Annotated in this window: 8 protein-coding genes and 1 rRNA gene; 8 read left to right on the forward strand and 1 reads right to left on the reverse strand. The window is 40.4% G+C overall.

The features are described from left to right. Positions 1-9 precede the first annotated feature (9 nt). The 5 genes from pheT to BUB66_RS01560 are packed head-to-tail and all read left to right on the forward strand — an operon-like array spanning position 10 to position 7296. On the forward strand, positions 10-2412 hold the full coding sequence (pheT, locus tag BUB66_RS01540; protein WP_073253562.1) for a phenylalanine--tRNA ligase subunit beta: 2403 nt from the start codon (positions 10-12) through the stop codon (positions 2410-2412). An 18-nt stretch (positions 2413-2430) separates the two neighbouring features. Beyond that, positions 2431-2697 carry a cell division protein ZapA gene (locus tag BUB66_RS01545; protein WP_073253565.1) on the forward strand — a complete coding sequence of 89 codons (267 nt, stop codon included), beginning with the start codon at positions 2431-2433 and terminating at the stop codon, positions 2695-2697. Positions 2698-2714: 17 nt separating this feature from the next. Beyond that, a complete protein-coding gene (polX, locus tag BUB66_RS01550) occupies positions 2715-4439 on the forward strand; it encodes a DNA polymerase/3'-5' exonuclease PolX (protein ID WP_073253569.1) in 1725 nt (574 codons plus the stop codon). 23 nt (positions 4440-4462) lie between these two features. Then, complete coding sequence (locus tag BUB66_RS01555; RefSeq protein ID WP_073253573.1) at positions 4463-6832, forward strand: endonuclease MutS2; 2370 nt, start codon at positions 4463-4465, stop codon at positions 6830-6832. After that, positions 6829-7296: a 2-thiouracil desulfurase family protein gene (locus BUB66_RS01560; RefSeq protein ID WP_073253576.1), complete on the forward strand. Its 468-nt coding sequence runs from the start codon at positions 6829-6831 to the stop codon at positions 7294-7296. Before BUB66_RS01555 ends, BUB66_RS01560 begins: the two co-directional genes overlap by 4 nt. Before the next feature lie 66 nt (positions 7297-7362). Here BUB66_RS01560 and BUB66_RS01565 read toward each other — a convergent pair whose 3' ends face one another. Next, complete coding sequence (locus tag BUB66_RS01565; RefSeq protein WP_084098538.1) at positions 7363-9774, reverse strand: transglycosylase domain-containing protein; 2412 nt, start codon at positions 9772-9774, stop codon at positions 7363-7365. Between the two features lie 134 nt (positions 9775-9908). On the opposite strand from BUB66_RS01565, the gene tyrS reads away from it, so the two are divergent. From tyrS to BUB66_RS01580, 3 genes are all read left to right on the forward strand, one after another. Next, a complete protein-coding gene (tyrS, locus tag BUB66_RS01570) occupies positions 9909-11123 on the forward strand; it encodes a tyrosine--tRNA ligase (protein WP_073253579.1) in 1215 nt (404 codons plus the stop codon). Positions 11124-11168: 45 nt separating this feature from the next. Next, positions 11169-11819 (forward strand): sporulation protein YunB, encoded by a 651-nt coding sequence (gene yunB, locus BUB66_RS01575; protein ID WP_073253582.1) that lies wholly within the window; start codon positions 11169-11171, stop codon positions 11817-11819. Between the two features lie 372 nt (positions 11820-12191). Beyond that, positions 12192-12510, forward strand: a 16S ribosomal RNA gene (locus BUB66_RS01580); the annotation flags it as partial.

Below are 12510 nucleotides of genomic sequence, written 5' to 3' on the forward strand. Positions count from 1 at the left end.
GAAAGGAAAATGAGGGTACCGATGAAATGGCTAAAAGAATTCGTGGATTATAAAGGCAGTGTGGAAGAATTTGCCGAAAAACTCACCATGTCAGGATCCAGCGTCGAGACTGTCGAATACGTTGGACGAGATATAAAAAATGTGGTTATAGGAGAGGTTTTGGAGATAAAAAGGCATCCTCACGCCGAAAAGCTATTGGTAGCTAAAGTAGATACAAAAGAAAGGGTCTTACAAGTAATAACGGGAGCCCAGAATATCAAAAAAGGCGATAAGGTAGCTGTAGCATTGCCCGGAGCCACAATAGAGGGTGGTAAAAAGATAGGAGTCCAGAATATAAAAGGAATGGAATCGGAGGGGATGCTTTGTTCGGCAAAAGAATTAGGATTGGATGACCACGGCCTGCGGGAAGATATGAAAAAAGGGCTTTTGGTTTTACCGGAAGATGCTCCAGTAGGAAAAGATATCAAGGAATACATAGAAATTGAAGATGCAGTGGTGGAATTTGAACTTACCCCTAATAGAGCAGATTGTTTTAGCATCCTAGGCATTGCAAGGGAAGCTGCGGCCACTTTCAACATTCCCTTGAAGGTAGCGTTTTCGACTTCTGGGGAAATAATGCAATTTGACGAGATTTTTAGAAGAGTGAAAGTGACAGTAGAGGCTCCTGACCTTTGTAAAAGGTACATAGCAAGGATAATAGAAGATGTAAAAATAGAGCCTTCTCCTTTCTGGATGCAAAGAAGATTGCAGCTTTGCGGAATTCGCCCCATAAACAATATTGTCGACATTACCAATTATGTTATGCTGGAATTAGGTCAGCCATTACATGCATTTGACTATGATAAATTGAGTGACGGTTCAATTATAGTTCGCAGAGGTAAGGCTGGGGAAAAGCTTATTACATTAGATGGACAGGAAAGGGAAATAACAGAAGATACTCTGGTGATTGCAGATAAAAAAGGGCCCATAGCTTTAGCAGGAGTAATGGGGGGAGAAAACACCGAGGTTACGGAGAAAACAAGAACAGTACTTTTGGAATCGGCAAATTTCCTGGGGCCCAACATCCGCCGCACGGCAAAAAGACTGGGCATTAGAACAGAGGCGTCTTTGCGCTATGAAAAAGGAATTGACCCGAATCTTGCAGAAATAGCGGCTGAGAGAGCCTGCGAGCTCATTGAAAAGTTGGGAGCAGGTAGAGTTGTTAAAGAGTACGCAGATGTATATACCAAAGTAGTTCGACCAAGAAGGTTGCAACTGAGGGTTGATAAAATAAACGCTTTGCTGGGTACCGATATTTCTAAAGAATGCATGGTTGGCATTTTGAGGAGACTGGGAATGGGCGTTGAAGACGAAGACGGAAAGACCTTTGTCATAGTTCCGACCTTTCGGACAGATATAACTCAACATGCTGATATAGCCGAAGAGATTGCCAGGATTTACGGGTATGACAATCTTCCATCGACTTTGCCGGGCAGTATCGCTACCTGTGGCGTGCTAAGTAAGAGACAGAAATTAGAAGATGAAATCAAAAAGACCCTTTCGGATTTAGGATTTTCGGAAATATACACTTATTCATTTATCAGTCCCAGTGCTTTCGACAAGCTAAAAGTGCCGTTCGACCACGAGGTTCGCAAAGCCGTAAGGTTAATGAACCCTCTAGGTGAAGAACACAGCGTAATGAGGACCACGCTGCTCGACGGGATCCTCCAAGTGGTTAAGTTCAACTTAAATCAAAAACAGAAAAGAATACGCATTTTCGAGGTGGGGAAGGTTTTCCTGCCAAAAGAGTTGCCTTTAAAAGAACTGCCCAGAGAAAAGAAAATGATAGGTCTTGCAGTTTGTGAAGAAAAACTGGACTTTTATTACCTGAAAGGAATAGTGGAAGCGATCTTTTCAAAGTTAAAGATAGATAATCCTAAATTTAACCCGGACCAGTATTTTGCCTTCCACCCCGGAAGGACTGCTAGCATTTCCGTAGGGGGCGAAATCGCGGGGTATATAGGAGAAATTCATCCGGATGTGATGGAAAATTATGACATGGAAGATAAAAGGGTTTATGTTGCGGAGCTTGATATGGAACTATTGCTGGACAAAGCAGCAACTGAAGTAAAGTACCAGCCGCTTCCCAAGTTCCCGGCTGCGGAAAGAGATGTGGCTATAGTTGTAAAGGAAAGCGTTGCTGCGGGCGACATAATGGAAGCCATAAGGGAAATAGGTGGAGAGCTGTTGGAGAACGTGGAACTATTCGACATTTACAGAGGGGAACAGATAGCGAGAGGCTGCAAAAGTCTTGCCTTTTCATTGACCTATAGAGCGAAAGACAGGACGCTGACGGATGAAGAAATAAACGACCTACACGCTAAAATAATTGAAGGCATACTTGAAAGGTTTGATGGTCGCCTGAGGGAGTAAAGAGCGGGAGGATAAGGGATGGAAAAAGAGCCGGATGTCACAAGGGTAAAGGTAGAGATTTGCGGAGAAAATTATTATATAAAGGGTTCGGCTTCAGAAGAATACATAAAGCAACTGGCAAAGTATGTTGACCAAAAAATGAAATTGCTTTTAAAACTTAACCCTAGACTTAGCCGCATTAACTTGGCGGTACTGACGGCATTAAATATCGCCGACGAATATTTCAAGCTAAAGGCTGAATACGAGGAATTTTTAGAGCTATTTGATGAAGAAAAAGGCAGGTAAAACGGAGTTGGAAGGACATGAAAAATTATCTCGTATCCTTTATTTTTTCCGATATTGCAGATATGCTGGAAATAAAGGGGGAAAATATTTTTAAAATCAGGGCCTACCGAAAAGCCGCTCGGGCAATCGCAAATCTTGCTGAGGATGTTGAATGTTTAGTAAAAACCTCTTCACTTGCCGGTATAGAAGGAATTGGAAAGGCTCTCGAAGAAAAGATAAAGGAAATTATAAATAGCGGAACGTGCGAGTATTACGAAAAACTCAAAAGTGAAGTACCCAAGGGATTAGTGGAAATGCTTAAGATTCCTGGCCTGGGGGCAAAAAAAATAAGGACTATTTATGAAAAGTTGAATATAACCACAATTGAAGAGCTACAGCAGGCAGCAAAGCAGCGTAAGTTAAGAGGATTGCCTGGGATTGGAGTGAAGACTGAACAAGGCATATTAAAGGGGATAGAAATGCTAAAGGGGACGATGGGTAAAATACTTTTGCCCACCGCCCTTTTTCTGGCGGAAGAAATGATGGCACTGCTGCGATCAAATCCTGCAGTTGAAAAAGTCGATGCGGCAGGAGACCTGAGGAGAAAACAAGAGTTAATAAGCAAGCTCGAAATTGTAATTTCTTCTAATAAGCCAGGCAAAATAATAGATGGATTGTTAACTTACCACAGAATAAAAGAGGTCAAGGAAAGAAGCGAAGAAACGTTGAAAGTGTTGTTGGATTTAGGGATTATGGTTAATTTTCATATTGTAGAGCCCGTTTCGTTTTGGTCCTGTTTGCATTATTTTACGGGTAGTGAAGAACACGTTGGCAGGTTGAGGGAAGTAGCAAGAGAGAAAGGTTATGATATTCAAAAGAACTATGTTATCCGGATAAAGAGTGGCGAATTATTGTACCCTGAAAGTGAAGAAAAAATTTACGGATTGCTCGACATGCCCTATGTAATTCCAGAGCTCAGGGAAAACCGGGGAGAAATAGAAGCGGCTCTAAAGCGGAAACTGCCCAAATCCCTCGAAATTGGTGATATAAAAGGCGACCTTCACATTCATAGCAATTGGAGCGACGGATTAAATTCTATTGAGGAAATCGCAATAAAAGCTAGAGAAAAAGGTTACGAATACATCGCCATTACCGATCATTCAAAATCTTTGAAAGTCGCCCACGGGTTAGATGAAGAGCGTTTATTTAAGCAGATGGAACAGATAAAGAAGTTGAATAACGAAATAAAAGGGATAAGAATTTTATCGGGCATAGAAGTTGATATTTTGAGCAATGACCTTTTGGACTTCGACGACGATATATTAAAAGAGCTTGATATCGTAATTGCTTCTATTCACAGCGGCTTCAGTCAAGATAAAGAAAAGTTAACTCGGCGAATCTTAAAAGCCATCTACAATCCCTATGTTAATATAATCGCTCATCCAACGGGAAGAATGTTAGCAAAAAGGGATCCTTATGAAATTGATGTCGATGCTGTACTAAAAGCTGCAGCGGAAACAAATACCGTGCTAGAAATCAATTCTTCTCCAGATAGGCTTGACTTGAACGATGAATTTGCGAGAAAGGCAAAGGAAATGGGGGTAAAAATCGTTATCAACACCGACACTCATGAGCTGGAAGGATTAAACGACATAAAGTACGGAGTATGGGTGGCAAGGAGGGCTTGGTTGGAAAAAGAGGACGTAATAAACACCCGCACGCTTCCTCACTTGATGGAAATACTGAGACAAAAGCGAAAATGAGCTAAAAAGGGTGATTGTATTTTATGGACGAACGGGTGGAGAAATTGCTGGAATTCGACAAAGTAAAACAAATAGCAGGCAAATACGCCGTATCTGATTTGGCAAAAAAATTATTGCTTGATTTAAAACCTGCTTCGGATGAGCAAATCGTAAAAAGAATGCAGCGAGAGACCACAGAGGGCGTAATTTTGCTAAAAGCGGGGATGAACTTACCCGTCGACGAGTTGCCCGATATTCGAAACTCGATAAAAAGGGCTTCTATCGGCGGGATACTTTCGCCCGGCGAGCTGCTTTCAATTGCTGCGATTATGAGAGCTTCCCGCCTCATAAAAAAGGCGTGGTACGATAAATCATTAACCGATTGCAAGGTTGTTGAAAGCGTCATAGAGAAATTACACGTCTTTACTTCCCTCGAGGAAAAGATCTCCAAAATTATTTTGAGCGAGGAAGAAATATCAGATGACGCAAGTCCCAGATTGCTCAGCCTGAGAAAAGAGAAAAGAATACTTTTACAGAGAGCAAAAGAAAAGCTGGAGTTTTACGTGAATTCGCCCCATTATCTGAAATTCCTTCAAGAGCCTATTATCACAGTGCGAAACGGCAGGTACGTAATTCCGGTAAAGCAAGAGTTTAGAAGCAGCATTCCCGGAGTAGTACATGACCAGTCAGCGAGCGGGTTGACTATTTATGTAGAACCCATGCCCGTCCTTCAAATTAACAACGAAATAAGAAGGTTGGAGATTGAAGAAAACAAGGAGATAGAGCGAATATTAAAAGAGCTTACGGCTAAAATAGCACAGAACAGCGAATACCTTGAAGAGACCTTTGAAGCTGTAATACGCCTAGATTTCATCCTGGCTAAAGCCAAATTCAGCATTGAAATAAAAGGTGTCGAACCCCAATTTAATACGAAAGGATATATTAGCATTAAAAAAGGCAAGCATCCTTTGTTGAAAGGAGAAGTTGTTCCAATCGATATTCATCTGGGGAATGAATTTACGATATTGGTTATAACCGGGCCTAATACCGGTGGAAAAACCGTTTCGTTAAAAACCGTAGGTTTGTTTGCACTGATGGCGCAATCCGGTTTTCACCTTCCATGCGAAGAAGGAACTGAAATGTCTGTGTTTACCAATATTTTTGCAGACATTGGCGATGAGCAAAGCATTGAGCAGTCACTCAGCACCTTTTCAGCGCACATGAAAAATATAAAAGAGATAGTGGACAGAGCGGATTCGAAAAGCTTGGTATTGCTGGATGAACTAGGGGCCGGGACGGACCCCACAGAAGGTGCAGCACTGGCAATGGCTATATTGGATTACTTTTTGAAAATAGGAGCTAGAGTGATAGCGACAACTCACTATAGCGAACTGAAAGCATTTGCATTTTCCCGAGGCGGAATGGAAAATGCCAGTGTAGAATTTGATGTTGAAACTCTAAGCCCTACTTATAGGCTGTCAATAGGTATTCCAGGAAAGAGCAATGCGTTTGAAATTGCAAAGAGATTGGGATTAAAAGAAGAGATAATAAAAGCCGGAAAAAACTTCTTAAAAGTAGAAGATATAAAAATGGAAGATCTGCTCCAGGAAATCGAATTGGAGCGAAAGCGGATAAGACAAGATAGAGAAGAACTTGAAAAATTAAAGGAGAGTGTTTTTGCTAAACTGAAAGAACTCGAAAAAGAAAGGGAAAGGCTTAAGGAAAAGGAAGTAAAGATGATAGAAAAAGCCAGGGGAAAAGCGAGAGATATTATTGAAAAAGCAAGGAAAGAAGCAGAAAAGGTGTTTGAAAGGTTAAAGGAATTAGAAACTCAAGATTCAAAACAAATTAGAGATAAAATAGCAGAAGAAGTTAGGAGGACTTTAAAACAGGCGAAAAAAGATTATGGGAATGAAGAAGTTTCCCTGATAAAAGTTACAAAGAAAAAAATAATGTCTGGTCCTTTGCATCCGGGCGATAAGGTGATAGTAGAAAGTCTAAATCAAGAAGGATATGTAATTTCAGTGGATGAAAAAGATAAAATTGCACAGGTTCAAATTGGAGTTATGAGAATAAATTTGCCATTTGCAAGTCTTGTAAAGATTGAAGATGAAAGAAATGAGAAAAAAGAAGTTGCGTATTCGCTGTTAGCGATGGAAAAGGCAAAGAAAGTTTCGAAAGAAATAGACATAAGGGGTCTCACGTTGGAAGAGGCGTTGCTGAAAGTCGAAAAATTTTTGGACGACGCAAGCATTGCAGGGTTGCCAAATGCATTTATCATTCACGGTAAGGGCACGGGAGTGCTAAGGAAAGGCATCCATGATATGTTGCGGACGCGAAAAGATATTAAATCATTTAGACAAGGAAATATGAACGAAGGCGGACTTGGGGTTACGGTGGTGGAATTCCTGTGATCATTATTAGTGCGTGTCTTGCAGGTTTTAATACGAGATACAATGGGGAAAATAGTTGCAATGCGGTTTTTGAGGATTTGATAAGAATTAAAAAAGCTGTGCCTTTTTGCCCTGAGCAAGCCGGGGGATTGCCTACACCTAGAATGCCAGCAGAGATAATAGGAGAAGATGGTTTTGCAGTAATAAAAGGGAAGGCGGTAGTCCTTACCAAAGATGGAAAGAATGTGACAGAATATTTTATCAGGGGGGCAAAAGAAATGTTAAAATTGGCAGAGCTTATAGGTGCCGATACTGCAATCTTAAAATCGAAAAGTCCCTCCTGCGGATGCAGATTTATCTATAATGGGAAATTTGATGGAACTTTAAAAGAAGGGATGGGAGTAACGGCAGCTTTATTAGCGACTTATGGATTAAAAGTTATTGATTCGGATGAATACTTATTATATGGTTTATATCAAAAATAGTTTTGAACAAAAAAAGGGAGCTTGGCGCTCCCCTTGTTTGCCTTTATCTTAACTTTATTTTAAACATTATCTGAAGTCCCTTGCCCTATTTTCGTTGTCTTCAGACTGATTGAGATTTTTTGAAGGCACCTGATTTCCCGTGTTATTGCTGCCACCGTTAACTTGGTTTTCACTGCTTTTATTTGACGAATTGTTCTGAGTGCCGCTATCTACAGGTTGCAAAATCCCTTCTTCGAAATTGCTTCCGCTTGATGATTCCTGGGTGTGTAAATTGCAATATTCTGTCGGCGGCATATACTTCGCATCTAACGGTATTTTGCCATCAGGAGATGTTTTGTAAGGGGGCCTATTCAAGAAAACTTTTTGTTTTACTTGTTCAGGAGGACAATACGGTGTTGCTAACAATCCTGAAGTTATATCTATCGGTTTTTGTACGTGGACATCGCAGAATTCCGAAGGTTCGGTTCCCTTAATGAAATATTCATATCTAATCCGCGAGCCCCGTGGGTCATTGTTGCAGAGTTCTGTTGGAATCTTGCCCGAATCCTCGCAGACAGCGATGGGTCCTACGATTCCTGATGGCTTAGAAAAACCGACTTTAGGTAAATTTTTATGAGCTACGGTCATAATTTGCTTCCATATCAAAGCCGGCTGATATCCGCCTGCGACCCCCTTCATGGGGGTTGGTTCATCGTGCCCCATCCATACGGCTGCGACTAAATACGGTGTATAACCTACAAACCATACATCTTTGTTATCCGATGTAGTTCCCGTTTTTCCTGCTACAGGGAACGGAAAATCAGCAAGCCTTTTTGCAGTTCCTTCTGTTATAACGCTTCGCATCATATCTGTCATAATAAAGGCAACCTGAGGACTTACGGCTGTCCACTTTGTGGGTGTGTTCTCAAGAAGTGTTCTTCCGTTTTTGTCAACGACTTTTAATATAGCCACAGGCTCCACGTGTATCCCCTGATTAGCCAAAGTTCCGTATGCCGATGCAAGCTCCAGAGGGGAAACACCCTTAGTCAAACCTCCCAGTGCTATTGATAGCTGTCTATCATTTTTTCGGCCTTCTAAAACGAGGCTTTTTATACCTAATTTCTGGGCATATTCAATTCCTCTGTCCACGCCAATTTTTTCGAGGACTTTTACCGCGACCACGTTGACTGAATCCGCAATGGCTTTCCGTATGGTTGTGAGCCCTTTGAAGTCTCTGGTATAGTTTTGAGGGGACCAATTGCCGTAAGAAACCGGCGAATCGTCGATGACACTTGCGGCTGTATACCCCATGTCTATTGCAGCCGTATAAACAACGATGGGTTTAAAGGCAGAACCAGGCTGCCTGTAAGATTGCGAGGCCCTGTTCAGACCTAGCTTTTTATAATGTTCGCGACCTCCTACCAGTGCTTTTATATGCCCGGTATGGGGGTCTATAACTACGACTGCAGCTTGAGGTTGGGGAATGCCGTTCTTGTCTTTTTTTGTATATGGGTAATTTTTCGGGTCCGCTAAAGCTTTTTCGGCCACTTCTTGGATTTCTAGGTCGACTGTGGTATAAATTCTTAATCCTCCGTTATAGATTTTTTCATAAGCTTCGGATTCGGTAAGTCCTAGTTCTTTTTGAAGATCTTCTGCTAATTGCGTTATTATAAAATCAGTAAAATATGGAGCTTTGTAGTCTGCCTTTGCGTTTTCAAGGCCTACTAGTTTTATCTCTTCTTTTTTTGCTTTCTCTGCTTCTTCCTTTGTTATAAATCCCATATCGACCATTTCGTTCAAAACTATGGCTTGCCTTTCCTTTGCTTTTTCGAAATTTATATAGGGTGAGTAAATTGAAGGACCTTTGGTTATACCTGCGAGCATGGCACTTTCTGCAAGGGTGAGGTCCTTTACGCTTTTTCCAAAAAAGGTTTGAGAAGCGGCTTCAACGCCGTAAGCTGAGTGACCAAAGTATATATGGTTCAGGTAAAATTCCAGAATTTGATCTTTTGTAAAATGACGTTCCACCTGAATTGCAAGCCATGCCTCTTGGGCTTTTCGTTTTAGAGTTTTTTCATGGGTCAAAAAGGCATTTTTAACCAATTGCTGAGTTATAGTACTTGCACCCCTGCGATATCCTCCAGTGACTATATCTGTCCATACAGCGCCTATGAGGGATTTAAAATTGATACCTTTATGCTTGTAAAAATTTTTGTCTTCAATGGCAATAAATGCTTCTTTGAGATGCCCTGGAATTTCATCTAGAGGTACTGGAATTCGATTTTGGCCTCCGTGAAGTTCGGCAATTACATTGCCTTTTGAGTCGTAAACTATAGAAGTCTCGCTAGGTTTTAATTTCTGAGGATCAAACGGAGGTGTATCCTTTACGTAGTATAAAAACAATCCAAGAGCTGAGCCGCATGATAAAAGAAAAACAAATATCAAAAAAGGTATTAAGCTCTTTGCAAGAAAGAGCTTTTTTTTCCTCGGAATTTTCATAATTAACCTCCTCAGTCATCTTAGACAATTAAACAGCATGTCTAAATTATTATACCATATATAATATAAACTTTGAAGAAAATGCATCAGTGTGTTATAATTAATAAAAACATTTCATGGAAGAGGGATAAAAATTGAGGCCTGAAGAACAATTTGAACTTTTAAGACAAAATGTAGCCGAAATAATTTCGGAGGAAGAATTATTAAATAAACTGAGAAAATCTTACGAAGAAAAAAGACCTTTAAAAGTGAAATTAGGTTTGGATCCCACTGCTCCGGATGTTCACCTCGGACATGCTGTGGTATTGAAGAAAATGAGGCAGTTTCAAGAGTTAGGGCATGAAGTAGTCTTGATAATCGGAGATTTTACCGGGATGGTTGGAGATCCAACGGGAAAATCAGAAACGAGAAAACAACTTTCAAGGGAAGAAATTATGGAGAATGCAAAAACTTATAAAGAGCAGGTGTTTAAAATTTTAGATCCGGATAAAACAAAAATTGTTTTTAATAGTGAATGGCTGAGTCGAATGACTTTTGAAGATGTATTAAAATTAGCCTCAAAGTACACCGTAGCCCGCATGTTAGAAAGAGAGGATTTTAGCAAGAGATTTACCGAGGGAAGGCCAATCTCTATACATGAATTTTTCTATCCGCTTATGCAGGGTTATGATTCGGTAGCCCTTAATGCTGATGTCGAATTAGGAGCAACAGAACAAAAATTTAACATTTTAATGGGGAGAATACTGCAAAAGGAATATGGACAGGAGCCTCAAGTGGCAGTGCTCATGCCCATTCTCGTCGGAATCGATGGCAAGCGAAAAATGAGCAAAAGTCTTGGAAATTACATAGGAGTGAGTGACCCACCCGATGAAATGTACGGAAAAGTAATGTCTATTCCCGATGAAATAATGCTTGAGTATTATAAGTTGGCTACGGATTTAGAAAATCATGAATTGGAAAAAATAGCAGAAAGCTTAAAGGAAGGAAGAGTAAATCCTAGAGATCTAAAAATGAGACTGGCTAGAGAAATTGTAAAACTTTATCACGGTAGTGAGGCAGCTTTGAAAGCAGAGGAGAACTTTGTAAGAATATTTCAAAAAAAAGATCTACCGGATGAAATTCCGATATTCGAGGTAAATGAGGAAAAAATATGGTTACCTAAGTTAATAACCCTTATAGGATTTTCATCGTCCAATAGTGAGGCTTTAAGGATGTTGAAACAAGGAGCTGTAAAGATAAATGGTGAAAAAATTATTGACGCTACAGAAGTTGAGATAAGATCTCCCTTTATTTTACAAGTGGGAAAGCGAAAATTTGTGAAAGTTATCAATGCCAAAAATAATATATGAACCAATTCAACCCCTCCTGCATATTTTGATTAGGAGGGGTTTTTTATGTTTATACGGTTGAAAACAAAAAGAAATAGGAGGTGCCCTATAAAACTAAGTGCTTATATGCTCATTTTAATTGTAATGCTAAATTTTATTATATTTGCATTTATTGAAAGGCAAATAGCACCTACCCTTTTGGCATTAGCAGAGGCTAGGGCCAGAATTATAGCAACGGAGGCCATAAATAAAGCGGTGAAGGAAAGGATAACCAAAAATATTAAGTACACTGACCTCATTGCTATACATAAAGATATCAACGGCCAGGTAACGTTAATCCAAATAAATACGATAGAAATAAACCGGATAGAAACCGAAACCTCTTTAGAAGTAGTAAAAACCTTAAAGGAAATCAGTATGGAAAAAATAAAAATACCTCTAGGTTTAATTACTGGAAGTAAAATATTATCAAATATGGGACCCACGATTAGCGTATCTTTATATCCTGTTGGAACTGCTTACGTAGATACTTCTGAAGCATTTGAAGAAGCTGGCATTAATCAAACGAGACATAAAATATTGCTGGACATCACGGCTCAGGTAAGAATAGTTCAGCCACTTTTGAGTTCAAAAGTAGAGATAAAAACTAGCGTCCCTATAGCTGAAACAATTATTATAGGTTCTGTGCCTCAAACAATATTAGACTTTAAACAGTGAGCTAAACCTGTGAAAAACAAAGAAGAATTAAAGGATGTTAATTTTTTTTTAATAAATGAGTTTTTTATTAATATCTTTCTAAATTGCAGATGGATTATATTTATGGTATAGTACAAAACACTGAAACTAAAGGATAAACTACTGTCTTAAAAAAACAAACAGGGTTGACAAAAAACTGCGAGAGCGATATAATAAGGAACTGTCGGCGGAAGAAGCTGAAGATGAGATAGTTGACAAGAAGGGGAAAAGATGATACAATAGAATTCCGCCGAGGGTATGAACCTTGAGAACTGAACAGTGCCACGCCTGAGAGTTTTGACCGAAAGGTGTGTAAAAGAGTAAGCGTGGAGCTTACTTTAAAGGATTAGGATTTAACCTGAGAGTTTGATCCTGGCTCAGGACGAACGCTGGCGGCGTGCCTAACACATGCAAGTCGAGCGGGGGATGCTGAAGGTGTAAGCTGGAGGCATCCTTAGCGGCGGACGGGTGAGTAACACGTAGGCAACCTACCCACCACACGGGGATAGCCCTGGGAAACCGGGGGTAATACCCGATGACTTTGCTAGCCGCATGGTTAGTAAAGAAAGCTGCCTTTTAGGTGGCGGTGGTGGATGGGCCTGCGGCCCATCAGCTAGTTGGTGAGGTAACGGCTCACCAAGGCGACGACGGGTAGCCGGCCTGAGAGGGTGTA

The sequence above is a fragment of the Caldanaerovirga acetigignens genome, from assembly GCF_900142995.1.
Lineage (GTDB): Bacteria > Bacillota > Thermosediminibacteria > Thermosediminibacterales > Thermosediminibacteraceae > Fervidicola > Fervidicola acetigignens.